A 25,205-nucleotide genomic window follows, 5' to 3' on the forward strand; every position below is an offset into this window, starting at 1 on the left:
CAGTAACGTTGAGTTCTTCAGATTGTGCGCGTCTATTTCGGCAGCTTTACGGTTTCGAGCCAGTAAACTTTCAGTGCGCTGATAATTTCGACAAGCCTGTTAAAATTAAACGGTTTGGTGATAAATGAATTAACGCCGAGGTTATAGGTTTTAATCACATCCTCATCGGCGGCCGATGTTGTCATGACGACCACCGGTAAACGACGCAGCCGCTGATCATCCTTAATTTCGGAGAGGGCCTGAAAACCGTTTTTCCGGGGCATATTCAGATCCAGAATCAGCAGGGTTGGCCAGGGCGTTTCCTGCCCCTGGTATTTTCCGTGCTGCCGGAGATACTCCAGCAAATCTTCGCCATCTTCGACTGTGCGAATGTCATGCGTATAGCCACTCTGTCGGAGTGCCTGTTCCAGGAACATACGATCATCCGCATCGTCGTCAGCAATTAATATTAACATATTGTGATGGCGTTTTCTTTAAATAACTGTTGTAAAGCAAGTTAATCCGTTAGTACTCCCTATTCTCTGCTACCGGCATGGTAAGACAACAGTAAACGTAGCGCCTTCGCCCGGCACCGCCGTAGCCTGTATACTACCATGGTGGTTTTCGATTACTTTCTGAACAATCGCCAGGCCGATACCCGTTCCATTGTACTCACTGCGACCATGTAATCGTTGAAAAACATGAAAGATTCGTTCTGCCTGAGCCGGATCAAAGCCAATGCCGTTGTCTGAGACCGTTATCGCGGCATATGCACTTGCTTTCTTATCAGAATCGGGTAGGGAAACAAGCCCGGAACCACTCCGGATTTGTGTTCTGATCTCAATCACCGGCGGTACATTAGCTCTATTGAATTTCAAGGAATTTGACAGCAAGTTCTGAAACAATTGCCGTAACTGCAAGGCTGAACCCTGTATTATTGGCAAGGGATCAGCCTTTATAACTGCTTTTTTGTCAGTAATTATTGCCTCGAGATCATCTTTCACTTCGGTTAGTACCTGATTCAAATCAATTTGCCCGAACGCTTCCTTATACGAAGCAATCCGGGAATACATCAGCAAGTCACGAATCAGCACGGACATCCGGCCGGCAGCACTCTGCATCCGCCGGATCAGATCCGCTCCCTGATCACCCAGTGCTTCTTCGTACCGGTCGCGCAATACGTCGCCGAATGACTGGATTTTCCGCAGCGGCTCCTGTAAATCATGCGAAGCCACATAGGCAAACTGTTCCAGATTCTGGTTTGATCGCTTCAGCTCATTTACCGATGCTTCCAGCTGCTGATGAGCCCGCTTTACGGCTGTGATATTCCGCAGGGTCGCAACAGCCATTACCGTCCGGTCTTCCGAATCGTTGACCGGCCCGACAAATACCTCATAATACTGGTCCGCGATTTCTTCGTTCATGTAACGGCTGCGGCCAGCCAGGGCATCCGAAAAGTTCTGCCGGACATAACCCGCCATTTCGGCCGGCAGCGTTTCTTCCAGCGTATGCCCGATCAAGTGCCCGATTTCCGGCAGAAAGATGTCCGGCAGATCTCCGTTAGCAAACAGAATACGGTAATCGCGGTCACAGACCAGGACCCCCAGATCAGGAACACTCTGCGACATTGTCCGGAACAGATTCGCTTGGTTATCAATCTGCTCCTGAGCCCCGCGGCTACTGGTTATGTCAAGAAAAGTTACTACAACACCGTCGTCTAGCGGATTGGCTGACAAATCAAGCCAGCGGACGCCGAATGGTTCATGATAGCGGGCCTGCGTACGTTTTAGCTCACCGCTCTCTACCACCTGACAATACCAGTCAAACAGCCCCATCTCAATTTCTTCGGGGTAGAGTTCGCGTAATGTTCTGCCGACAATATCGCCCGCCTGCTGACCAAGCATCTCTTCTGCGGCCTTGTTGGCCGACTGTAATTCGAAATCAACGATTTTACCCGCTTCGTTCCGGATACTCCGGTAGGCCATGATACCGTTAATTGAGCCGTTCAGTACATTCCGGAGCAATGTAGCCTGCTGCTCAATCTGTAATGAGGCTGTCTTGTCGATCAACCGGCTGCTTACCAGTACGCCGTCATTAAGCTTGTTAATCCGCAGCGAAAAATAGCCCTGCAGGTTAGGGTCGAAATAGTCGTACTCCAGAAGCTTACCACCGGCCATTACGGCGTTATATTGTTCAAAAAGCGGCCTTATTTCGGCTTCATGTATTTTATTGTCGCCCAGTAACCGCAGGCCTAAGGATACCTCGTAGCGCCCTGCAGCCATAGCGGCCAGTTGCTGATTAAAATAAACCAGCTGAAAATCAACAAGCTCCTTATCAGAAGAACGGATAGCCTGGTAGTATACCACACTGTCCGGTAATAAATCTAACATCTGTGCCAGCGGCAGGCCCTGTTGTTCGGAAACCATTATCGTACTCATTCACTAATGATAGTGTTCTTCCCCAAACTGTAGAACCTGCTCCTCGCCAAAGATTCCGCCCCAGTCCGGTCTGTTAAAAGATCAGTGGTACTTCAAAATCAGTAAAACCCTGACTATCAAACCTTCCGGTAAACTACCCGGCATCTGCATGTGTTTCTGGCACGAATTTGCAACAGGGAAGGCTGACAGCGAATTAGTTCAAAACTATAAAACTTCTCACCAAAATGGCTACAAACTGGAGTAAAGCCTTACTAATGAGTGCCGTTGTTTTTGCCGGCACACAGGCCGTGCAGGAAACGCAGGCACAATCAACAACTAAAGTCCGTGCGGGTATTAAAGGCGGTTTTAACGCCAGTACGCTGTACTACGATAACGCAAATGCAAATGACCGGAAAGAACGCTATGGCTTCCATGCCGGTGTATTTGCGCAGATTCCGGCCGGCGAATTCTTTGCCATTCAACCCGAACTGTTGTATACCACAAAAGGTGCTTCGGCCAATTATAATGTTTTAGGCTTCACAGGCCGTAACACGTTCCGGATGAATTATGCCGAGCTGCCGGTACTGGCAACATTTAAACTCGGCAACACGGTAGAGTTACAGGCAGGTCCTTACGCGTCTTATCTGGTTAACTCGGACGTCAGCACTAACGGCGATTTCGGAAGCGGAACTGCTACGCTGAACCGCGATGCTTTCAACAAATTCGATTATGGAGTAGCGGGCGGCCTGAATATTTATTTCGGAAAAGCATTTCTGGGCGTACGTTACGGCCAGGGTCTTCAGCGGATTGCTAATTCAGACGCCTCACGCGCTATTCTGGGCAACGCAAAGAACGGCGTCGGCATGATCTCTCTCGGGGTAAGCCTGAATTAGGGAACGGATAATGCGTCAATGAATAATGTATAATACTGCTTGTCAGTCTATTCACTGCAAACTCTCATTATACATTATTCATTGTCAATTATTCATTCTAAAGATGTATATCGTATGCCTTCAACTTATTATAGAGGGTTTTGCGGTCAATATTCAGTACTTCGGCAGCCTTTGTTTTATTGTACCCTGTTTTCTCAAGAACTTTCAGAATTGCGGCCCGTTCAGCATTTTCAGAAACAGATTTCAGGTTACTGGCCGGCTGAGTAATAACAGATGTTCCCGGACGCAGTGTATCAACCAGTTGGGGCATCTGCATAACAGGCTCCTCAGGTACCAGATAGGTCGGATGCACTATTTCGTGCGGCAAGGCCTCTACCAGTACATAATCACCCTGAGTCAGCAGCACTGCACGTTTGATAACGTTCTGGAGTTCACGCAGGTTACCATGCCAATAATACTCTTTCAGCTTTTCACGGGCTTCATCTTCAAACCCTTTGACATCCTTTTCGAGCTGGTTGTTTGCGAGCTCAAGGAAGTGATCAGCAAAAATCATGATGTCACTCCGGCGTTCCCGTAAAGGTGTCAGCTCAATACGGAATTCATCCAGCCGGTGAAAAATATCTTCCCGGAACCGGCCCTGACGAACAGCGTCGCGCAGGTCTTCATTGGTTGCACAGATAATACGGACATCGACCGAAATATCCTGATTACTACCTATCCGGCGGATTTTCCGCTCATGAAGGACACGCAGCAGCTTGATCTGGTTATCGTAAGAAAGGTTACCGATCTCGTCGAGGAACAGCGTACCGCCATTGGCAAACTCAAAGCTACCGGCTTTATCATTCAGGGCACCGGTAAAAGCGCCTTTCGTATGGCCGAATAACTCACTACCTGCCAGCTCTTTAGACAAAGCACCGCAGTCAATTGCCACAAACGGTTTGTCGCCGCGTTTACTCCGGAGGTGAATGGCATTAGCAACAAATTCCTTACCCGTACCGGTTTCGCCGGTGATAATGACCGACATATTTGTCGGCGCAATCAACTCAATATGTTTCTGGAGCTGTTCAGCGGCTTTGCTTTTACCGAAAATGAAGCGTTTGCCATTCGGCGCAAGCGAGGCTGTTTTAGCGGGCCGGCCAACCGATTTTCCCGCTGGCGCAGACGAAGAGGACGCCGGCGCAGCTGCCGGTGCAGCAGGTTGTGCCAGCATCTGGGCACGGCGCTCAAAAGCACCTTTTATCGTATACAGAATTTCGTCGGGATACAGTGGTTTCGTAACATAATCGAAAGCACCGTATTTTACGGCCTGTACCGCAATTCTGACATCGGAATAGCCGGTAATGATAATGACGGCGGTTGCCGGATTCAGTACCTTGATACGCCGGAGCATTTCAAGGCCATCAATATCGGGTAGTTTAAAATCGCAGATAACGAGCCCGTATGTGTCTTTACGCAGCAAAGTAAGGCCGTCTTCGCCTTTAAGAGCAGAAGCCGTCTTGTAACCCTGCTTGCTCAGAAACCGCTCAAGTAATAAGCAGATGTCGCTATTATCGTCTATAATTAAAATACGCTCCATGTTATGGGTGATGATGGGTATGAAGTGGAAGACGTTTTTCCTGAAAATCATTCGGCGATCACACCTCCGATTCGTTCGCTTACCACGTTCAGTTGCCCGGCAGGACTTCAGATGAGGGGAAAGGGTACGTACCGTGGGATCGTAATAACATTACCGGACCAATGATGCCATTGATCAGCGTCGTTACGGGCTCGCCTGATTCTGTTTTTCACGCTAAACATGCCAAACAAAAATACTTAAACCTGGAGGGATTGTAAAGCAGTTTCCACAGTTTTACGTGTGAAAGGTTTACCGATAAAAAAGTCGGCCCCCTGCTCGGATGCCCGTCTTCTTTCTGCAAGCCCGTCAAAAGCGCTGATCATAATGACTTTTGTTTCATTATGCGTTCCTTTTATGTTGGGCAGCAGATCAAAGCCAAGCCCGTCGGGCAGGTTAAGATCCAGAAACACAGCATCAAAATCCTGTGTCCGAAGGCAGCGACGCCCTTCTTCTAAAAAATGTGCACAAGTTGCCTGATACCCCATCCGACGGAGTAAGCCTGATAATAATAAACAAATATCAGCCTCATCATCGACGATCAGGACGCGTTTTACGGTGTTCATATTACTTACAACGGCTGGTCTAAATTGCTGTCCCGCGCCTATTCCCATTGTCCTCTCCACAAGCCATATATTTTACGGTACTTCGTTATAGTGTTATTAAATAATGTGCCTAAATATGTAAGTACACATAAAAAAAGCACCTGATCGCTTCTAAATGCCAATATACTAGCTAGTTAGCCATAATTTTATATTCTTTATGCTTGTTTAAGTTTTATTAAACAAACCCCAACCGCGTCGATTCTCCACACTTTAGTTTCTACACATGTGGATTTTTTTCTACACTCTTGCCGGGTAAACCCGCTGTATGATTTGGTTACTATTTATTTTTTTTGGCCCTTTTTGTTTGATTTACAAGGTATTTAGCCCTCTATATCCTATAATTCTTCTCTATTGGCTATTGTTGGCATAACTTTTTCTACATGTGTCTTTGTAAGCGAGACAGAGTGGTAGAACTTACCCCAAAACTGATTTACTCAACGTCAGTCTGATTTACTCAACAACGTTAACGTTATGGGAAACCTCTTGTATACAATCGCTGTGATACTGATCATCATTTGGCTGCTGGGGTATTTTGGCTTTGGCGGGTTTGGATTAGGAAATCTAATACATGTGCTGCTGGTGATTGCGATTGTCGTGGTGCTACTTCGGTTAATCCGCGGGCGAGGGGTTTGAAAAAGAACTTAATGCTATAGATTGCCTTGGCAATCAACAAGATAGCGGTACCTTTTTTAGTGGTACAAACAATTTTAGGTGGTTTCATTTTAGGTTAAGTACAAGTTACGGTGGGTACAAAATCCCCGGGCCATCATTGAGCCCGGGGATTTTTGTTTATACCCGCCAGGTACCGGCTACAGTACCTGACGGGTATAGATTAGTCTTCAGCTTCACGGGCCTTTTCAACTTTCTCCTGCGCTTCTTCCAGATCATCTCCCTCGGGTTCAGGCCGGTCTGCCGCACGGGCCGGATCAGGTGCATACATAAATGTAGCCAGAATCGGGAAATGGTCCGACCCACAGTTAGGCAGCTTTTTCAGAGATAATAGCTGGAAATGGTGCGACACGAAAATATGGTCGAGCGGCCACCGGATGAAAAAATAGCGGGCGTGAAACGTACTGTAGAGTCCCCGCCCGATGCGCGGATCGAACAGGCCGCTGAGCCGCTGGAACAGTCGGGTAGTATGTGACCAGGCCACATCATTCAGATCACCGGCCACAATAACGGCGCCTGCCTTTTTCCGGGCCTCCCGCCCTACCAGTACCAGCTCGGCATCGCGCTCCGTTGACCGGTAGTGTTCGGTCGGGCTGGGCGGCATCGGGTGTACCCCGTAAAAATTCACCCACACACCCGACGGCAACTGTACCTGCGTATAAATTGACGGAATATCTTCCTGAATCAGAAAACGAAGCTCATCGTTCCGGATGGGTAGCTTTGAATAAAACAGCATACCATACGTGTTTTCCAGCGGCATCAGGATGCGGTAGGGATACTGCTCTTCGATAGAATCAAGCGCCTGCTTCCATGCATTATTTGCCTCCAGTACCATCAGTATATCCGGTTCGTAGCGCTTTACCAGCGATTTAACTTCCGGCATGTGCGTGTTATACATGTACACATTGGCCGTCAGAATCCGGATACTGTTGGCTTCTACACGCTCTTTTTCCTGCTTTATACGTTTAAAACGCGGCACCTGTACCGGTTTCAGCGGGGTATACGGATAGATCAGCCAGCTCTGGTAGCCCAGTCCGGCAACCAGCCCAACCGGTATCCAGAGCCCGCCCCACTGTCCGGCATAGCCCTCTGCCAAATAAGCGGCAAGGCCGATAAGTCCCATAATGGCCAGCTGCAGATGTGGAAAGTCCCAGATACGGATCCACCAATAATCCAGCCGGATCAGGTGCGCAAAAGACCCGAAGATCACAAAACCGGCATACAGTGCCAGTGCGACGTCAACGTAAGGCATAATCGTATTGTTCAGGAATGATGGTACACTTCATTGTCCCTAACCACAGAAGAAGGCTTTTGGCTTAAAAAGTTAGCAACATTCCGCGGAAATGTAAAAGCCGCGCCAGTTAGGCACGGCTTTAATGGCCTGCTTTTGAAACCGGTTCACAGCCGGTCGGTTGTCTTGTTCAATTATCGGATGCCCATACTGCGGATGTTTTTCAACCTTAGTCACGCCGGGTGATGTCTCCCCCACCCGATTCGCTTTTTGAAATTACCTTTGGTGAACCATAGTAGTAAATATCACTGCCGCCGGAAGCCCGCATTTTAATTTCCTTCGTGGCCTGAACATAGGCATCGGAGCCGCCGCTGGCGCTTACCATACAGATTTCGGAGGTCAGCTGCCGCGCATCCAGATCAGCACCACCGGAGCTTTCGGCCGTAAGTACTTTGGCTGAGCCGCGCAGTTTAGCATCGGCACCGCCCGAAATATCGACGACAAGCCGGTCAGCCTTCAGATCAAGTTTTACGTCTGAACCGCCGGATGCGTCAATCGACAGATTATCGAACGACAACGTACCTTCTGAAAACAGGTCGGCCCCGCCCGAGGTGCGGATATTGTTTAGCTGTTTAAACGTCAGATACACTTTTACATACCGGTCGCGGCCCCAGTTGAAGCCCCACGACCGGTCAGTCGACAGACGCAGCACGCCGTTCCGAGTCTCTACTTTTACTTCGTCCTTATCAAATCCTTTAGCTTCAATACTCAGGCTTTCGCGGTTTCCCTGACTCAAATACACGTCAATACCGTGGCTTACCTGCAAGCCGTTGATACCGGAAATGTGCTGACTTGACTTCCAGCTTTGCGCCATTACTGAAAAACCGGCCAGTAGCAGGCATACGGATAAAGCGGTCCTTTTCATGTTCGTATCGGGTTTAGTATCTGTGTTTGAGCAATTTATAAAAACTATCGTTCTTCTGACGTATCCAGGCAAAAAACAACCGGTACAGAGCGGGTGTTGGTCTATGCCCTTACAAAGAAAGCGGTTCAGGAAGACCGGCGTCACCATTTTCCACAAACGGTTGCAATGTATCAACAGATGGCCGTATACGCCGATAAAGTACATATTTCAGCGCCCCGGGCGTACAGAAAACCATTTCCGGAAAATCACTGTTAGGTAGTTGACTATCTTTAAACGCATGAGCTACCGAAGCCTGAAAGCAAAAGAACTTCTCAAAATCAACACCCTTGGTGAATTGAAAGCAGCAGGCTATCAGCCTCGCTCGATTAAACAGGAACTCAGAGACAACCTGATCGAAAAAATAAAGCGTAAGGAAGCTGTCTTCCCGGGCATCTGGGGATACGAAGAGACCGTTATTCCGGATGTAGAACGCGCCATTTTGTCGATGCACCACATCAACCTGCTGGGTCTGCGCGGGCAAGCCAAAACGCGGATTGCCCGGCTGATGATTAACCTGCTCGATGAATACATTCCCGTGGTCGACGGTTCTGAGTTAAACGATGATCCGCTGCAGCCGCTCTCGCGTTTTGCACACGATCTGATTGCCGAAAAAGGCGATGAGACGCCTGTTTCGTGGATGCACCGGAACGACCGGTACACCGAAAAACTGGCAACTCCTGACGTATCGGTGGCTGACCTTATCGGTGACGTTGACCCGATTAAAGCCGCGACTCTGAAGCTGCCTTATTCAGACGAACGGACCATCCACTTCGGCCTGATTCCGCGCTCGCACCGTTGCCTGTTCGTTATCAACGAGTTACCTGACTTACAGGCCCGTATTCAGGTGTCGCTGTTTAATATCCTTCAGGAAGGCGATATTCAGATTCGCGGGTTTAAGCTCCGGTTACCGCTGGATATTCAGTTTGTCTTTACGGCCAACCCGGAAGACTATACCAATCGTGGCAGTATTGTAACGCCGCTGAAAGACCGGATCGACAGCCAGATTGTGACGCACTATCCGAAGTCGATTGAGATCGGGCGGAAAATTACGCAGCAGGAAGCCATCATCAAGACCGAGCAGAAAGGCATGGTGAAAACCAATGACCTCGTGGCTGATCTGATCGAACAGGTGGCGATTGAAGCCCGTGAGAGTGAATACGTTGATGCCAAAAGCGGCGTATCGGCCCGTATGACCATTTCGGCTTTTGAAAACCTGGTGTCGGCTGCCGAACGGCGTGCACTGATCAACGGTGAAAAGGAAACCTATGTCCGCGTATCGGATCTCTATGGTGTGGTACCGGCGATTTGCGGTAAGGTCGAGCTGGTTTATGAAGGCGAAGTAGAGGGGCCGGTCATTGTGGCACAAAGCCTGATCGGAAAAGCCATCCGGAACCAGTTTCTGCAGTACTTCCCGAATCCGGAGAAAGCCAAAAAGGACAAACGCGGCAACCCGTACAAGAAAATCACGGACTGGTTCAGCGACGGCAACACCATGGATATCCTGAGTGATCTGCCGAACCGCGATTATGAAGCCCGTCTGCGTACCATCGACGGCCTTGACGATCTGGTCGATGACCTGATGCCGCGCCTGACCAAAACCGAAAAGCTCTTCATGATGGAGTTTGCCCTGCACGGCATTGCCGAGCACTCGCTTATTGGTAAAAAGGCACTCGATACCGGCCTTCAGTTTAAGGATTTGCTGGGGTCGATGTTTAACCCCGACAGCGCCTTCGGCCAGGACGATGACGACGATGATGATGATAAGTACTGATAATCGGCCATTGGCAATTGCCGGATGACAATACACGAACAGTTTATGCTCCGCGCCCTTGAGTTAGCCGCTCTCGGGCGCGGTTTTGTTAGCCCCAACCCGATGGTGGGCTGTGTTATCGTTTACGAAGCGCCGGGACAGGAGCCACGGATTATCGGCGAAGGCTGGCACCGGCAATACGGCAGCTGGCATGCTGAGGTAAACGCGGTCCGGTCGGTGGCGTCGGCAGACGAAGCACTGCTGCCCGAATCGACGGTATACGTAACGCTTGAGCCCTGCTCTCATTTCGGCAAAACACCGCCCTGCGCCGATCTGCTGATCAGCAAGCGGGTTAAGCGCGTTATCTGCTGCAACGACGACCCGAACCCGCTGGTGGCCGGTAAAGGCTTTCAGAAACTCCGCGATGCCGGTATTGAGGTGATGACCGGCGTGCTGGCCGAACAGGGGCGCCGGTTAAATGCCCGTTTCTTTACGGTGATGGAGCAGCAAAGACCCTTTATTCTGCTCAAATGGGCCGAGACTGCCGATGGTTATCTAGCTGGCCCTGACTTCCGGCAAGTGCAGATTTCGGGGCCGATGGCGCAGCGGTTTGTGCATCGCTGGCGTACGGAAGAAGATGCCATTATGGTTGGCACGAATACGGCACGGCACGATAACCCACGGCTCAACGTACGCCTGTGGCCTGCCCAACCCGAACAACAGCCTGTCCGGATTGTAATCGATAAAAACGGCACGTTGCCGGCAACACTGCACCTGTTTGATGGTTCGCAGCCGACACTGATCTACGCATTGACACAACCACAGGATATCCGGCAGGGCGAGGTTATTGTACTCAATCCGGATCAGGAATTTCTGCCGCAGCTACTGGCTGACCTATACAAACGGAAGGTTCAATCGGTATTGGTTGAAGGCGGCACCACGCTGCTGAATTCGTTGCTCTATGCCGGTCTGTGGGATGAGATGCGGGTTTTCCGGTCGCCGAACCTGCTGGGCGGCGGCATTAAGGCCCCGACTATACAAGGTACGCTGCTCAGCCGCGAACCGGTCGGCGACGATGAGTTGTGGACGCTGGTTAAGCCCTTGTAGACGAATATTGGTGACACGACTTTGACACTCGGTCGTGCCACCAATAACCAGCAATCGTTACACGGCCCAGACGCCTTTTATTCCCAGATTCGCGTCGATCTGCACGAGGTTGGCCATGTAGCCCGGTGCAATTTTGCCCAGCTGATGGCCCATCCCAATGATTTCGGCCGGCGTGGTCGAGGCCATGCGTAAAACATCCATTAACGGTAGCCGTGCCTTTTCGACACAGACCTTTACCGCATCCAAGAGCGTAATCGACGAACCGGCCAGTTTACCCTCCTGGTTGGTATATCGTCCGAGGCCAGGCTCTACCTGCTCGTACCGGATGATAAAATCTTCAAAATCCAGACTGGCGCGGGGGCCTGCCGGATTGCCCGGACTGGCAAAAGTCGCGTCAGAAATCAGGAACAGACGGTCGCCCAGTTGTTTGTGCGCCACCCGGATCGCTACCGGATCACAGTGAAAACTATCGGCAATGAGGCTCGCACGAACCGTCGGATGGTCGAAAACAGCCCCGACAACGCCTGGCTCACGGCTCTCAAACCCACGCATGGCGTTGAACAAGTGCGTAGCCAGCGGGATACCGGCCGTAAAGGCACTCGTTGCTTCTTCGTACGTTGCATTGCTGTGACCCAGGGACAGCAGACATCCTTCAGGCTTGTAGGTCTGAATATGCAGCAACTGCATTTCGTCAAAAACTTCTGTTGCAATGGTGATGATTTTGATAACCCCCTCACCCTTATCAAACAGTTCGTCCAGCTCGTCTTCATCGGGTTGCCGCACGTAATTTGCGCTGTGGGCACCGCGTTTAACGGGGTTGATGTACGGGCCTTCAACATGCAGCCCCAACACGCCGAACGGCTCTTCGGCCTGCACTTCCCGCACTGCCTCAATCGCCCGCAGAATGACATCATGCGACGTTGAGTAAAGCGTGGGTACCACCGATGTAGTACCCGCCGAACGGTGTGTATCCAGGATATGCCGTACGGTGTCTGCCGTCGGCGATTCGTTCAGGAAAGTCTCCGCCCCGCCGTAGAGCTGAAGGTCAACAAAGCCCGGCACGAGGTAATCACCCTGTAGATCAACCACGTCTTCACCCTCCTCAACAACTAGTCCGTCGACCGGTATGGGAGCCACTTCGGTAATCCGGCCATCGGCTACGCGGACGAAGACATTAGATACTAAATCATTCCCGGTAAAAACCGTGGTATTCGTAAAAATCATCGTATTAGTTAGTTTGCCAGATTTCCCAGGCTTTCTCGGCTTGCAGAATCAGCATTTCCAGTCCGTTCATGACGTGTGCTCCCTGCGCAAGGCCCTTCTTCATAAAAAGCGTTTCGGCCGGATTATATACCAGATCATACAACCAGTGCCGGTCCGTCAGCTGCTCATACGGTAATTCCGGCGCGGCATCAACGTTCGGATAAGTTCCTACCGGCGAGCAGTTGACAATCAGTTGATACTGCGCAATGACTGCCGGCAATTCACTATACGTCAGGTTATCAGCCGTTTTGGTACGCGACACCATTTTGTGGCTGATGCCCAAATCCGTCAGTGCCGCCACGACCGCCTTCGACGCACCACCCGTGCCAAGAACCAGAGCTTGAAGCGGAGAGCGGAGAGCATAGGGCTTAGCGTGTGCCACCCCCTGCCCTATGCTCTCCGCCCTATGCTCCAAGCCCATCCACGCTTCCAGCGATTGGCGGAAACCGTAATAGTCCGAATTAAAGCCGGTTCGGGAGCCGTCGTCCTCAAGCCGGATGACGTTCACCGCGCCTACTTTTTCGGCTGATGCATCGAGCCGGGTCAGAAATGGCAACACGGCTTGTTTATGCGGGATGGTTACGTTGAGACCACGCAGGTTGGGCAAGTCCAGCAGTTCGGGCAGCGCTGTTGCCACGTCCGGCATTTCGAACAGGTCGTAGCGGCAGCCGGTGATGCCTTCGCGGGCGAATTTTTCGGTAAAATATTTTTGGGAAAACGAATGGGTCAGCGGAAAACCAATCAGGCCGAAACGTGTCATACGCGTGTGTACCGGTTAAATTTCCGGCAAGATTATCTGCTTTTGCCAGTATTAACAAGGAGAACAGTGAATCTTTTACCCTAACACATCCAATTCGTTTCACGAAAAATGATGGTGGATAATCATGGCTGATTTTACACATGAGCGTTCAACTTGTGGCGTTTCTCCAAACCTGATCTACCTCTTTTAACCACATAGGCACATAGAAAACATAGTTTCTCTTATGTGCTCTATGTGTCTATGTGGTAAGCATTTTTAAATCCATTTACAGCTCTTCTTTTATAACAAAACGGCCTGTCCGTCGTGCATAAGCAGACAAACAGGCCATTGAATACTCTGTATGAGACGTTATTATTTCAGCATGGTCAGATCGTAGAGCATGTACCAGTCTTCGTGCGACAGCTTAATATCAGCCGCGTTTACGGCGTTGCGGATACGCTGCTCCGACAAAGAACCAATGATCGGCAAGGTACCAAGCTGATACAGCCAGGCCACCGCAATCTGCTCGACGTTCGCATTGTGCTTCTGACCGATTTCTTCCAGCTTTGTCCGCAGCAGTACCGCTTTATGGTCGTTACCGCTCAGAATACGGCCACCGGCCAGCGGAGCCCATGCGAGTGGTTTGCTGAAACGCTGCTTGATGAAGTCAATCCGGCCGTCTTCGAGGGCCGATGTATTTACCAGATTCAGCTCAATGTGGTTAGTCACAATCGGTTGCAGCAGACTCGACTCCAGCAGCTGGTGCTGAAATACCGAAAAGTTGCTTACCCCCAAATGACGGATTTTTCCGGCATTCACCATCTCCGTCAGCACATGCGCCGTTTCTTCCGGATTGCTCAGCATATCCAGATGATTCAGCAGAAATATATCCAGGTAATCCGTCTGCAGGTTACGCAGTGAATTTTCAACGCTTTTGGTGATGTATTCGCGGGTATTGTCGTAATACGTAAAACCCGCTGCCGACGTCCGGACACCGCACTTACTGAAGAGCACAAGGTCTTCCCGACGGATTGACTTCTGCTTAATGACCTGGCCGAAATAACCTTCTATGGCACCATTTCCGTAGTTATCGGCATGGTCGAAGGTATTGATACCCAGTTCGAGGCACAGGTTAACGACTCGTTCCATGGTGCCGACCGTTTCAGCACCTTTATCTTCCCAGCGCCAGAAGCCATAGATCGCTTCGGTTACTTTCGGGCCGGAATCGCTTAAATATACTTTTTTCATGAGTCTACGGTTTTGCAGAAATAATCTGACTAAGCTTCGGCACGACGCATTTTGCGTTTAACCACTTCATAGACCATTGGCAGCACCGATAAGCCAATGATTCCGAACACGACCAGTTCAAAGTTCTTCTGAACAATTTCAATGTTACCGAAGAAAAAGCCCAGCAGTGTGATAAGCACCACCCAAAGAACAGCACCAAAGATACAGAACCGGATATACGTGCCGTAGTTCATGCTGCCGGCTCCGGCCACAAACGGTGCAATGGTCCGGACAATCGGAATGAACCGGGCGATAATTACCGTCCGTCCGCCGTATTTCTGGTAAAACTGTTCAGTCTCCGTGATGTATTCCCGTTTAAAAAACAGGATCCTCTCCCGCATTTTGATCTGGGCACCCAGTTTCTTCCCGACAAAATAATTTACGTTATCCCCCATCAGGGCCGCCACGATCAGCAACGGAATAATGACGCCGACACTCAGGTCGTTGGTATCGCGGGCAGCAAGGGCACCGGCAGCAAACAGCAGCGAGTCGCCGGGCAGCAAGGGCATCACAATCAGACCGGTTTCCGTAAAGACGATCAGGAACAGGATAGCATACAGTAACAAGCCGTAATCATTGGCCCATGCATCGAGGTAGCGGTCGAGGTGTAGTAAAAAATCGATCAGTGATTTAATCAGCTCCATTGGTTTGCATTGGTTTGCGCGATGCCGTAGCGATCAGCGGGTGAATTGGTGGATTACAGCTTTGCGCTATCCAGAAAATGAGAGAATGTATCGCCGCGTAAGCCAAGACGGATGGTTTCGAGCGGAATCACTTCGTGCGGAGCGATGTTGCCCAGATTCACGTTCGTACCCAGCAGTTTCACAAACCAGACCTGCTGCGATTTCTGAGGCGCTTCCCAGATGATGCTTTCAAACGGCACCTGCGTCAGAATCTCCTCCACAAGCCCCTGACGAACCTCACCGCTCGACCGGAACAGACCGACGTTACCGCCTTCGCGGGCTTCGCCGATTACTTTCCAGGCACCGGCCTGCAGTTCGGCCTGCATCAGCTGAATCCATTTGTAAGGCGGAATGATCTTTGCTTCGTCTTTCGAGCCAACTTCCGAGAGGACTGTTACCTGCTTTGCCAGTTTGCTGATGTATTCACATTTTACATCCTGGGGCATCTCAATTGATCCGTCAGACACCTCAGCGTACTTTAGGCCATACCGGTCCAGAAGGCGCTGATAATCTTCGAATTGATTCCGGACCACGAAGGCTTCGAACAGCGTCCCGCCAAAGTAAACGGGAATGCCGGCATCCCGATAGACCGCCAGTTTTTCGGTCAGGTTCGGGGTAACAAATGAGGTTGCCCACCCCAATTTCACAATATCAATATAGCTGGCTGATGTTGCTAACAAGTCTTCGACCTGCCGTATGCTCAAGCCCTTGTCCATGACCATTGTCAACCCGCTTTGACGGGGTTTCACGGTACGCTCGGGTATTTGCGTCAGTGTATAGTTCATCCGCTCGTATAGGGGAAGATCTTTTAAAAAAAACGCCCAAAAGTAACACAACTCCCGAAAACCTCACAGGAAAGTACAGAAAAATAAGCAAGCGAACGCCATTTGGCCTGGTTAAATCCAACTACTATATCGACTCGACGGGAATATATTTGTGTACAAATTTCGCCGTTAAGCAGCCATGAACTAAACTTGTGCCGTTAAAATTGAGGAATTATCATGGAAACAAATGCCCGTCTGACTTTTTTTCAATCAATGCTCGGCCAGTCAATGACGAACAGTCCGTCGCCGGTTGGCCGCTGGCTGAACGGTACTTTACGGGAGGCCGAATTTGGTAAACTGGTGGTTGACTACATTGTCCGCGAAGAGCTGACGAATCCGGCGGGTGTGTTACACGGCGGGGCGGCGGCAGCCATTCTGGACGACATTGCCGGGGCTATGGTCTTTACCCTCGGGCGGGAATACGCCTATACATCGGTAAACCTGAACGTTGATTTTCTGCACGCCGCCCGGCTGGGTGAGGTCATCACCGCCACCGCACAAGCCGTCCGGACCGGCAAAAACATCATTCACGCCGAAAGCGTCATCCGGTCTGCCGACGGTAAAATCATTGCCAAAGCGGCCACGAACCTGATTCAGACCTCGGTGAAGATGCCGTTTTAGGAACACTAAAGATTATGGGCGCGGGCAAACTCCAGCAACTCGGAAAGGTGTTTGATATTAAGTTTCCGATAAATATTTTTTCGATGTGATTTCACCGTTTCATACCCGACAAACAGCTGTTCTCCGATTTGTGTACTACTGAAGCCCTGCCGTATTAACCGGATAACATTAATTTCGGTAGGCGTCAGTTTGAACTCTGTTACAAAGGAGGAGTCCGCTTTTGCGGAATCTGGTAAGGCTTTTTCAGGAAAAACCCGCTCACCCGACTGTATGCGGTAAATCGTACTGATAATTTCAGCGATATGGGTATGTTTCAGTAGATACCCGGCAGCACCCGCCTCACGGCTTTCCTGAATAAACCGCTGATAATCATACATTGTCAGAATAACAGCCTTGACTTCCTGAAATCCGGCTACCAGTTGCCGGACGCATTCTATACCATTAGGAGCAGGCAAATTGATATCTAAGAGCACAACGTGAGGTGCCAACTGCTGTACGGCCGGTAATACATCAATACCACGCAGTACCTGGCCTACAACTTTCAGGGAGGGGTCTGCCTGCGTAAGCTGCAGAGTCAGGCCATCACAAAATAAAGCGTGATCATCGGCCAGCAAGATGCGGATCATTTCAGTAGGCGTAATACTCATGAATATGGAATATCAAGCCTGATGGTCGTTCCGTGTACTGACGTATCAATAGCCATCTGCCCACCTAACCATTCAGCCCGCGAAGCTACATTTTTCAGGCCAATTCCGGTTACTTTTCCCTCAGTTTTATTAACAAATCCATTCCCGTTATCTTCGATGGTGATATTGAGCAGGTTAGTATGATACACAAGCTGAACAATCGCTTCGGTTGCCTGACTATGCCGAACGACATTATTCATTAATTCCAGGACAGCCCTGTAAACCGCAAGCTCAGTAGAGGGAGAGAACGTGACAATATCACCGGCATAGAGAAAGACAAAGGCAATGTCGGTTGCCTGCTCAAGCCGTCGGGTAGTTTCGGTCAGTGCACCGATCAGCCCCAGCGTATTGAGTTCATCCGGCATCAGATTATGCGAAACCGTACGTACATCGTCAATCAGCCGGTTAAGCAGCAGTTGAGTGTCCTTATCTTGTTCCGGAAGCTTCCCGCGTAAGGTAATCAGCGAAACCCCGATACCGTCGTGAAGGTCTTGTGCAATCCTCCGGCGTTCAGTTTCCTGCGCATTCAGTATCTGAACATTGGCATTGTTTTTCGTCTCTGCCAGTTTCAGTTCGGTAAGCGCGTTTGCCCGTGCAAGCTGTGCTCCGATCAACGCAAGTATCAATATTCCGGTGACCAGCAAACCCGACACCACACCAAACACAGCAACTGTCTTCTGCCGGTTATTTTCACTTTGCAAGGCCTGCTCCCGAAATGTCTGTTGCTGCATTTTTTGCTCGGCTTGCTGTCTGATTACCAGCAGTTGTGTCCGTTGCTGCGCCAGTAAACGTTCCTGTCTGGCGGTTTTTGCCTGCGCATCTGCCCGCAAACGTACCAGTTCGGTTTGCCTGTTTATGTTCCTTAATCGCTCCGCCTGCAACTGCCATCCCTGTTGTGTTCTGATAACAAGCTTATTATACTCTTCCTGCTTATGCATGAGTGCCAGCTCAGACGAACGTTTATTGAGATCAATTGTATCGCGGACATCTTTGTATTTCTGATAAAAACGAAATGCATCTTTCCAGTTATGCCTTCGTTCGGCAACTTCATACAGCGTTTTGTAAGCATCTTCCAGAATAAAGCGGGACGGTTTCGGCAGCGCCAGCACCTTCATTGCATATACCGTAGCCAGGCTATCGTTTTTTAATCCAGCATACACGACAGCCAGTGTCCCCCACCCCTGCGATTCATTGGCTGTTCTTACTTTTTTCCATATAGCTTCTGCCTTTTTAGCATAGTGCAAGGCGCGCTCAAACTGATTATATGTTAGATACAGCGCTGCCAGGTCATCATATACATAGCCATGTTCAATTATTGATTTACTGTATAACAACATCCGTTCAGCTGAGCGATAGTGCTTTTCGGCCTCTATGAAGTTATTTTGCTGCTGATAGACTGCCCCCATTTGCTGCTCAAGATCAATCAGCAGGCTATAGGTAATGCGCGGACTGGTAAGTGTATCAGGGCAGACGACTACTCGTGCGGTCTCCATGTGGCTAATTGCCAGCGGATAGGCTTTCATCAGACCATACAAGCTTCCTAACCGAACATTGGTCTGAAAGCGGATCTGCCGGTAAACAGGCTGAGAAGGAATCATCTTCAGAATATCCAGATTAAGCCGCAAGGCTCTTGGCGGGTCTTTTTCGGCAGCACGATAAAACTCTTCCTGCAACAGCAATCCGTTCACAACAAAAAACAGATTCTTACCTTTTCGGGCCTCACGGATCATCTGCTCACTGTAGTACATCACGCTATCGCGGCGTCCGTACCAGTTCTTATAGACGCGGCTCAGAAAAAAAAGCGTCCTGAAGCGCAAGCTGTCCGTTAGTGCCGACCCAGGTAGCTTAGTCAATAGACGGTACCGCTCTTTACCCAGCCGGGCAAGGCTATCCAGATAATTTAGTTCAACCCGCCGGTCATGCCGGATATCGGGCAAAGGCGGGTATTGCGCCGGGCATGTATACACAAGCAGGCATAAAAGCCAGATATGCAGGTATCTAAGGCTGGTTTTCATCACTACGGTTTTCCCAAAACTACGCGATGTATCCGCTTAAAAAAATCCCCCAATTGGGGGATAGCGCGCCAAAGAACAGCTACTGACTTTTGCCTGACGATTGACCTTTCCGGCTATTAATCATGCTGTTATCAGAAACTGTTTACCCGTTATTCCTCATTAACAACGTACGACTACGTGCACCTCCGGCGCTGGCGAGATACGCCGCAGCCCTGGCAGCCGGCCCTAAACTTATCCGTTCACAAAAAGACACCACAAGTTTCATGAAACTACCTTTATACCAATTTCTGATTTTCTGTTCTCTGTTTTTTGCGGTTATAACGATTCCACTAAAAAGCCACGCACAGACGCTTACTGTTAGTCCTTCGACCACATTTGTCAGCATGGGTTATGTGACTGGGGGCGGGCCGGCGACCTATAATTTAGTTATTTTTTTGAATGGAGCATCCAGTCCGTGGTCACTAACAACCAATGTCAGCGGCAATGCTTTTGACATAACCATTGGCGATGGTACAAGCGGATCGTTTACCAATCCCTTCACTTCGTCAAATGTAAACCCACAATCCGGCGTTGGGGTTACGCTTCGCCTGAAAGCCGGCTTACCGGCGGGTACTTATACCGGCAGTGCGGTAGTTACAACGTCTAATGGACAATCACAAACTATCGCTCTTTTCGGAACCGTAAGCAGTGTACAAAATGCCGTACCACAAATTATAGCTACACCAGGTTCACTTACGGGCTCAACCGCGCCCTTTACCAGTACATTTAGCCTTGGCGGTACAGCCAACGGTTTGATCACTTTATCTCCGCCAACTGGTTTTTCTGTTTCAACAAACGGAACAAATTTTTACCCTTTATTTTCAACTTTTACGTTTTCCGGTTATTCACAAACTATATTTTTAAGAGGCGATGGAACAGGATCCTTGCCTGCTAATCTCCGTCTGTTTGGCGGAGGTGCTGCGGGTATCAATGTCCCGATCACAACAAGCGTGCCCACCACAGGTACACTCACGGCCTCGCCAACCAGTTTAACCACTATCGGTCAGGGCTTTAAAACGAAATGGGCAACACTATCCTCTAAAATTTTTACGGTGTATGGCAATGGGTTAAACAATTCCATTATCGTACAAACGCCCTCAGGCTTTCCGGGAATCACTATAAAACGAACAGGTACAGAGGATAATCAATACAGTCAGTCGCCGATTACACTTCCCTCGTCTACTACAGCACAGGATATTACAGTTACCTATGTTACCAATCCGGATATGGACCCCACCATTGCCAGTAGCCGGGTAGCACAGCTAACGATAACGAGCGGAACACTCACGACCTTTGTCAACGTTAACTACATCAATACCGGGCCAACGATGTCCGTATCCACATCGGCACTCAGTCCGTTCACAACTACCCAGGGCACCCCATCTGCGCCGCAGGCCTATACCATTTTTTCAAATGCCGGCCCTCTGGGCATTGATGTATTGGCGTCTTCCGGTTTCGAAATAAGCGACAACGTCACTGGCCCGTATAGCACCAGCGTTATAACTTTAGCACCAAACCTGACTCAGAATGTGGTGTTTGTGCGTATGACTGGCACGACAACCGGTACGTTCAGCGGCAGTGTAATACAATTTAACGGGTCTACACTAAACGGAACAGCTCCCGTTTTTGTAAGCGGAACAGTCAACTCAGCAACCGCCACAGCTCCGGCCTCCCCGACCGTTACGCTCAGTCAGTATGAGGTCTGCCTGAACAGCATTGTCAGTGCAACCGTTACCTGCCCGACAGGTACCACTGTCCAAAGCATGACCGCTACGTCTATAGGTATTAACAATTACCAGTTCAGCTGCCCGAACTCAATAACCGGCACCACGGTCTCGCTCACGGTACTGACACCACCCACCTCCCCGACCCTTATTGGCGGGAACAGTTATGTGCGCTGTCAGAATACAGCGTTTTCGGTAACCGCCGTCTGTCCGGTCAACACGACAGTTGCCAGTCCCTGCTGTTCAACCTTAAACGTATCAGGTAATGTGGTTCAACTATCAACGAATAACACCGGACCCTATTACCAGCCGCTTGTCTGCGTCCGGAATACTAACGGGAATTACTGTTCGAGCAGTCCGGTAATTGTGTCGGTAACCATTGCAGCAGGTACGCTCTCAGTTACGCCTTCGACAAGCATTACCGCCGGACAGTCGCTTACCCTATCAGCCGCTACCTGCGCGTCTACGCCTGTATGGTCAACCGGTCAGTCGGGTACCTCGATCATTGTTGCCCCTACCAGCACAACTACATACACAGCTTCCTGCCCGGCCAGTGGCACCACCTGCTCCATGAGCTTTGTTTTCCCGGTCTCCGTTGTTCAGTCTGTTGCCGCTCCGGTTATTGCGCTAAGTCAGTCAGCGGTTTGTCAGGGAAATTCGTTAACGGCAACGGTTAGTTGCGGGATAAACGCATCGCTGGTTTATTCTACCAATGCAGTTATGTATGGTTTCCCGATGGCAACCAGTATCACTAATACCTATTCGATTCTGATCCCTGCCAACGCTGACGCCGGCACTTATAGCTACACGCTTGTATGTAGTACCGGCGCACAGTTTAGTTCTCCGGCCTTTTTAAACCTGGCAGTGGTAACGCAACCCACCGCCCCGACCCTTATCGGCGGGAACAGCTTCACTGTTTGTCAATACAGTCCGTTGTCGGTAACAGCGTTCTGCGCATCCGGCACGTTGTATACCCCCGGTAATCAGGCTTCGGTTTCAGCCAACACCCTTACCCTGTCTACATCTGCCACCGGAACAAGCTACGTTCCGGTGGGTTGCTCAACCGGCTTGTGCTCTTCAACAATGGTCGTCACTGTTACCATAACGCCGCCGGCCTCCCTTTCCATCAACGGCCCCGCGCCGCTGATTTGCCAGAGTACGCCTGTTACCCTGACTGCCACCGGCTGCAACGGTGCCATTACGTGGTCAACCGGACAGACGGGTACGGTATTACCGGTTTCGACCACCACAGCGGGATCTGTATTTGTATCAGCCACCTGCACCGTGGGCGGAGGCTGCAGTCCGGTTACGGCCGCCACCAGCTTCACAGTACTGGCGTCTCCTGTCATCAATACCACAAGTGCAACAGTTACATGCGCCAATCAATCCGTAACCATCACCAGCAGCGGTTCACCGGTCAGCCGGTATTTACTGATTAGCGCTTCCGGTTCGGTCAGCAGTATCAATGGTGTATTTACAGCCGTACAGCCCGGGAGCTATACCGTAGTAGCGCAGAGCCCCAGCGGTTGTGCTGGTCAGTCGTCACTGACTGTCATTGGCAGCAATAGCTTACCAGCTTTCGATATATTCCAGGTTAGTAATGCGGGGCTTATTTCCTGTGCTTCTCCTACCGTACGCCTGTCTGTTGGCACCACCAGCCCGTCGGCACATACGTTTACCTTTGCAGGACCGTCGCTTACGATCAGCGGGTTCAACGGCAACAGTGCAACGGCGGTGATCGGGCAGGCCGGTGTATACTCAGTCACTGCCTTGAATCTGGCCACAGGCTGCTATTCAACGACGAGTGTCACTGTCAGCGGAAATACTATATCACCGTCACTGAGTATCGTAACTGCCAATGGCAATGTGTTAACCTGTAGCAATCCAGCCCTGACCATAGGAGCTACCGGCGCAGCCAGTTATACCATTACCGGACCAGGCATCGGTACCAGCACCGGCAATCCGGTTACCGTTAGCCAGGCTGGCAACTTCACCGTTACCGGACAGGGCAATAATGGCTGTCTGTCCAGTACGGTTGTCAGTATTTCGGCCAATCAGTCAGCGCCATCGGTACTCCTTGCGCCTTCTTCGGCAACGCTGACCTGCGCCGTACCGAGCGTAACGCTTTCGGCAGTTGGCACCGGCACCTATCGCTTCAGCACCGGCTCAACCAGCCAAAGCATTATCGTGAGTCAGCCCGGGGCGTATTCGGTTGTACTCACAGGCAGCAATGGCTGTACTGCTGCCGCCAGCGCAACGGTTTACCAAAGCAGCGATATTCCGGCTGTCAGTATCGGTGCAAGTGGCAGTACATTGACATGTTCAGTCCGCAGCATTACCCTGACAGCACTGTCGTCAGCAACCGGTTTCCGTTGGTCAACAGGTTCTACCGGCAACACACTGGTTGTGAATACGCCGGGAATGTATTCGCTGACAGCCACTGCCCTCAACGGCTGTACGGCTGCCACGGCAATCACGATCAGCAGCAACACAGCCAGCTCCGGTGTGTTGATTGCAGGCGGTACGAGCCTGAACTGTACCACACCGGTAACCAGTCTGACAGCTACCGGAGAGGGCAATGTACGGTGGTCGACCGGAGTAACATCTGCGGCCATTTCTGTCAGCGCCACCGGTGTTTATTCCGTTACGTTAACCAATACGGCCGGTTGTAATTCTGTCGCCAGTACGACCGTTACCGAAAACAAAACGGCACCAACCGCACGACTAACCCCAACATCGGCAACGATCACCTGTACCAATCCGACCGTTACATTGCAGGCATCCGGCGGCACTGGTTATCTCTTCAGTACAAACGACCGGACCAGCAGTATCTTAGTCAATCAGGCGGGTACGTATTCGGTTGTGGTAACGGGAGCTAACGGATGTACGGCAGGGGCCAGTGCAACGGTTATTCAGAATGACGTACTGCCGGCCATCAGCCTGGCTCCGGTCAACGCGACCTTAACCTGTAGTGTACCTACCGTAACGCTGGTTGCGGCGGGGGGCGTACAGTATGCCTTCAGCGGACCGGGCTTTACACAGATCAGTAATTCGGGTACGGCCATTGTCGGCAACCCGGGAATGTATGCCGTCACTGTTACGGCAGCCAATGGCTGTAAGTCTGCTACGGCGGTCATTGTCAGCGCCGAGGATAGCTTTACCAACACGTTTATGCAGGTATCCGTCTCGGGTCAGATCGGCGGCAGCAGTACGTCGGCAACCATTGTTGCATCGCTGGCGAATCCGTCGGCCTACACCCTCACCAGCCAGAGCGGGTACAGTGCCGTCAGCGCAAATGGTATTTTTGTGGTTGATCAGGTCGGCTTATATACCATTGCCACCCGGAATATCGGCGGCTGTTATGTAACAGCGCTCGCAGGTGTTTACCCGTCTGATGCGCCGCTTGTGCCGGATACATTTGTGCCGTCCGACATGCTGTCTTGTCCTGAAACCGGCCAGCCACAGTCGACGGCCGGCTTATCGGCGGTTGCTACGGGCAATGAGTTTACCTTCAGCGGACCGTCAGGTTATGTATACAGCAACGTATTCCGGACGCCCGGCACGTACAACGTGCAGGCCACCGGCATCACTGAGCCGGGAAATTACACGCTGACCGTGTATAATCAGGGGCTACCTACAGGGGTATTCGCTACCGGCGTCTCGTCGGAATGTACCAGAGGATTGATTGCTCCAAAAAACAAAGCCGGCATATCAGCGGGCACTGCCCTGAAGGTCCGGTTAAGCAGTAACCCGACATCCGGCGAGCTGGTATCCGTTACCGTTGAGGGAGCGGCCGGTCAACGTCTCCAGTTACAGGCGTACAATCCGGAAAATAAACTCGTGGATGAATTTACCACTGAGCAGGCAGGTGCCAGCGAACAGCATACCCTGCGTTTTGGCCCGCAACATGGTTCGTTTTATCTGAAAGTTACAACACCGGTCGCCCAACGCGTGATCTGGATCGCACGGTAAATCTGTTTTGCCGTCAGACAATGATCCGCTAACCCTTCTGTTTTGCTTAGTTCACCCGCTAACGAACAGAAGGGTTAGTATTTTTTTGTACTTTACTGTCACTCACACAGAACCTGTCCTGAATT

19 protein-coding genes are annotated in these 25,205 nt (G+C 50.6%); 6 read left to right on the forward strand and 13 right to left on the reverse strand.

The window, feature by feature from the left end; all coding sequences use genetic code 11:
* Positions 1 to 32: 32 nt before the first annotated feature.
* Complete coding sequence (locus tag AC23NW_RS30880) at positions 33 to 455, reverse strand: response regulator (protein WP_293844687.1); 423 nt, start codon at positions 453 to 455, stop codon at positions 33 to 35.
* Positions 456 to 524: 69 nt separating this feature from the next.
* Positions 525 to 2,417, reverse strand: a complete 1,893-nt coding sequence (locus AC23NW_RS30885) for a sensor histidine kinase (RefSeq protein ID WP_487454380.1) — start codon at positions 2,415 to 2,417, stop codon at positions 525 to 527.
* A 254-nt stretch (positions 2,418 to 2,671) separates the two neighbouring features.
* On the opposite strand from AC23NW_RS30885, the gene AC23NW_RS30890 reads away from it, so the two are divergent.
* Positions 2,672 to 3,289 (forward strand): porin family protein, encoded by a 618-nt coding sequence (locus tag AC23NW_RS30890; protein ID WP_487454440.1) that lies wholly within the window; start codon positions 2,672 to 2,674, stop codon positions 3,287 to 3,289.
* A 97-nt stretch (positions 3,290 to 3,386) separates the two neighbouring features.
* Here AC23NW_RS30890 and AC23NW_RS30895 read toward each other — a convergent pair whose 3' ends face one another.
* A complete protein-coding gene (locus AC23NW_RS30895) occupies positions 3,387 to 4,865 on the reverse strand; it encodes a sigma-54-dependent transcriptional regulator (protein WP_487454382.1) in 1,479 nt (492 codons plus the stop codon).
* Positions 4,866 to 5,101: 236 nt separating this feature from the next.
* Positions 5,102 to 5,467, reverse strand: a complete 366-nt coding sequence (locus AC23NW_RS30900) for a response regulator (protein WP_293843562.1) — start codon at positions 5,465 to 5,467, stop codon at positions 5,102 to 5,104.
* A gap of 510 nt (positions 5,468 to 5,977) precedes the next feature.
* On the opposite strand from AC23NW_RS30900, the gene AC23NW_RS30905 reads away from it, so the two are divergent.
* Entirely contained in the window at positions 5,978 to 6,139 is a 162-nt protein-coding gene (locus AC23NW_RS30905) for a lmo0937 family membrane protein (protein WP_293843563.1), read from the forward strand.
* A 199-nt stretch (positions 6,140 to 6,338) separates the two neighbouring features.
* Here the strand turns inward: AC23NW_RS30905 and AC23NW_RS30910 are convergent, their stop codons facing one another.
* Together AC23NW_RS30910 and AC23NW_RS30915 are read right to left on the reverse strand one after the other, a co-directional pair.
* The gene (locus AC23NW_RS30910) at positions 6,339 to 7,427 is read right to left on the reverse strand and encodes an endonuclease/exonuclease/phosphatase family protein (RefSeq protein WP_487454385.1); all 1,089 of its coding nucleotides are present in this window, start codon (positions 7,425 to 7,427) and stop codon (positions 6,339 to 6,341) included.
* Positions 7,428 to 7,635: 208 nt separating this feature from the next.
* A complete protein-coding gene (locus tag AC23NW_RS30915; RefSeq protein WP_487454386.1) occupies positions 7,636 to 8,331 on the reverse strand; it encodes a head GIN domain-containing protein in 696 nt (231 codons plus the stop codon).
* 277 nt (positions 8,332 to 8,608) lie between these two features.
* Between AC23NW_RS30915 and AC23NW_RS30920 the strand changes: the two genes are divergently transcribed.
* The gene (locus AC23NW_RS30920; protein WP_487454388.1) at positions 8,609 to 10,141 is read left to right on the forward strand and encodes a P-loop NTPase family protein; all 1,533 of its coding nucleotides are present in this window, start codon (positions 8,609 to 8,611) and stop codon (positions 10,139 to 10,141) included.
* 24 nt (positions 10,142 to 10,165) lie between these two features.
* On the forward strand, positions 10,166 to 11,227 hold the full coding sequence (gene ribD / locus AC23NW_RS30925) for a bifunctional diaminohydroxyphosphoribosylaminopyrimidine deaminase/5-amino-6-(5-phosphoribosylamino)uracil reductase RibD (RefSeq protein ID WP_487454390.1): 1,062 nt from the start codon (positions 10,166 to 10,168) through the stop codon (positions 11,225 to 11,227).
* Between the two features lie 57 nt (positions 11,228 to 11,284).
* Here the strand turns inward: ribD and nagA are convergent, their stop codons facing one another.
* The 5 genes from nagA to AC23NW_RS30950 all read right to left on the reverse strand — a co-directional run bounded on the left by nagA (position 11,285) and on the right by AC23NW_RS30950 (position 15,984).
* Positions 11,285 to 12,451, reverse strand: a complete 1,167-nt coding sequence (gene nagA, locus AC23NW_RS30930; RefSeq protein WP_487454391.1) for an N-acetylglucosamine-6-phosphate deacetylase — start codon at positions 12,449 to 12,451, stop codon at positions 11,285 to 11,287.
* Between the two features lie 4 nt (positions 12,452 to 12,455).
* Entirely contained in the window at positions 12,456 to 13,250 is a 795-nt protein-coding gene (locus tag AC23NW_RS30935; RefSeq protein WP_487454392.1) for a shikimate dehydrogenase family protein, read from the reverse strand.
* 351 nt (positions 13,251 to 13,601) lie between these two features.
* Entirely contained in the window at positions 13,602 to 14,477 is an 876-nt protein-coding gene (locus AC23NW_RS30940) for an aldo/keto reductase (RefSeq protein ID WP_293843575.1), read from the reverse strand.
* Between the two features lie 29 nt (positions 14,478 to 14,506).
* A complete protein-coding gene (locus tag AC23NW_RS30945) occupies positions 14,507 to 15,160 on the reverse strand; it encodes a DedA family protein (RefSeq protein WP_487454394.1) in 654 nt (217 codons plus the stop codon).
* Between the two features lie 53 nt (positions 15,161 to 15,213).
* A complete protein-coding gene (locus tag AC23NW_RS30950; RefSeq protein WP_487454396.1) occupies positions 15,214 to 15,984 on the reverse strand; it encodes a phosphosulfolactate synthase in 771 nt (256 codons plus the stop codon).
* Between the two features lie 216 nt (positions 15,985 to 16,200).
* Between AC23NW_RS30950 and AC23NW_RS30955 the strand changes: the two genes are divergently transcribed.
* Entirely contained in the window at positions 16,201 to 16,644 is a 444-nt protein-coding gene (locus tag AC23NW_RS30955; protein WP_293842600.1) for a PaaI family thioesterase, read from the forward strand.
* Between the two features lie 5 nt (positions 16,645 to 16,649).
* Here AC23NW_RS30955 and AC23NW_RS30960 read toward each other — a convergent pair whose 3' ends face one another.
* Both AC23NW_RS30960 and AC23NW_RS30965 read right to left on the reverse strand, forming a co-directional pair.
* A complete protein-coding gene (locus AC23NW_RS30960) occupies positions 16,650 to 17,270 on the reverse strand; it encodes a response regulator (RefSeq protein WP_487454398.1) in 621 nt (206 codons plus the stop codon).
* A 17-nt stretch (positions 17,271 to 17,287) separates the two neighbouring features.
* Entirely contained in the window at positions 17,288 to 19,345 is a 2,058-nt protein-coding gene (locus AC23NW_RS30965; protein ID WP_487454400.1) for a tetratricopeptide repeat-containing sensor histidine kinase, read from the reverse strand.
* Positions 19,346 to 20,268: 923 nt separating this feature from the next.
* Between AC23NW_RS30965 and AC23NW_RS30970 the strand changes: the two genes are divergently transcribed.
* Complete coding sequence (locus AC23NW_RS30970) at positions 20,269 to 25,080, forward strand: beta strand repeat-containing protein (protein WP_487454401.1); 4,812 nt, start codon at positions 20,269 to 20,271, stop codon at positions 25,078 to 25,080.
* Positions 25,081 to 25,205: the final 125 nt, after the last annotated feature.

It is taken from the genome of Arsenicibacter sp. R0_47, from assembly GCF_057652235.1.

Excerpts from the sequence above, each read along its gene's own strand:
- AC23NW_RS30880 (WP_293844687.1), bottom strand. The coding sequence starts at position 455 with ATGTTAATATTAATTGCTGACGACGATGCGGATGATCGTATGTTCCTG.
- AC23NW_RS30885 (WP_487454380.1), bottom strand. The coding sequence starts at position 2,417 with ATGAGTACGATAATGGTTTCCGAACAACAGGGCCTGCCGCTGGCACAG.
- AC23NW_RS30890 (WP_487454440.1), top strand. The coding sequence starts at position 2,672 with ATGAGTGCCGTTGTTTTTGCCGGCACACAGGCCGTGCAGGAAACGCAG.
- AC23NW_RS30895 (WP_487454382.1), bottom strand. The coding sequence starts at position 4,865 with ATGGAGCGTATTTTAATTATAGACGATAATAGCGACATCTGCTTATTA.
- AC23NW_RS30900 (WP_293843562.1), bottom strand. The coding sequence starts at position 5,467 with ATGAACACCGTAAAACGCGTCCTGATCGTCGATGATGAGGCTGATATT.
- AC23NW_RS30905 (WP_293843563.1), top strand. The coding sequence starts at position 5,978 with ATGGGAAACCTCTTGTATACAATCGCTGTGATACTGATCATCATTTGG.
- AC23NW_RS30910 (WP_487454385.1), bottom strand. The coding sequence starts at position 7,427 with ATGCCTTACGTTGACGTCGCACTGGCACTGTATGCCGGTTTTGTGATC.
- AC23NW_RS30915 (WP_487454386.1), bottom strand. The coding sequence starts at position 8,331 with ATGAAAAGGACCGCTTTATCCGTATGCCTGCTACTGGCCGGTTTTTCA.
- AC23NW_RS30920 (WP_487454388.1), top strand. The coding sequence starts at position 8,609 with ATGAGCTACCGAAGCCTGAAAGCAAAAGAACTTCTCAAAATCAACACC.
- ribD (WP_487454390.1), top strand. The coding sequence starts at position 10,166 with ATGACAATACACGAACAGTTTATGCTCCGCGCCCTTGAGTTAGCCGCT.
- nagA (WP_487454391.1), bottom strand. The coding sequence starts at position 12,451 with ATGATTTTTACGAATACCACGGTTTTTACCGGGAATGATTTAGTATCT.
- AC23NW_RS30935 (WP_487454392.1), bottom strand. The coding sequence starts at position 13,250 with ATGACACGTTTCGGCCTGATTGGTTTTCCGCTGACCCATTCGTTTTCC.
- AC23NW_RS30940 (WP_293843575.1), bottom strand. The coding sequence starts at position 14,477 with ATGAAAAAAGTATATTTAAGCGATTCCGGCCCGAAAGTAACCGAAGCG.
- AC23NW_RS30945 (WP_487454394.1), bottom strand. The coding sequence starts at position 15,160 with ATGGAGCTGATTAAATCACTGATCGATTTTTTACTACACCTCGACCGC.
- AC23NW_RS30950 (WP_487454396.1), bottom strand. The coding sequence starts at position 15,984 with ATGAACTATACACTGACGCAAATACCCGAGCGTACCGTGAAACCCCGT.
- AC23NW_RS30955 (WP_293842600.1), top strand. The coding sequence starts at position 16,201 with ATGGAAACAAATGCCCGTCTGACTTTTTTTCAATCAATGCTCGGCCAG.
- AC23NW_RS30960 (WP_487454398.1), bottom strand. The coding sequence starts at position 17,270 with ATGATCCGCATCTTGCTGGCCGATGATCACGCTTTATTTTGTGATGGC.
- AC23NW_RS30965 (WP_487454400.1), bottom strand. The coding sequence starts at position 19,345 with ATGAAAACCAGCCTTAGATACCTGCATATCTGGCTTTTATGCCTGCTT.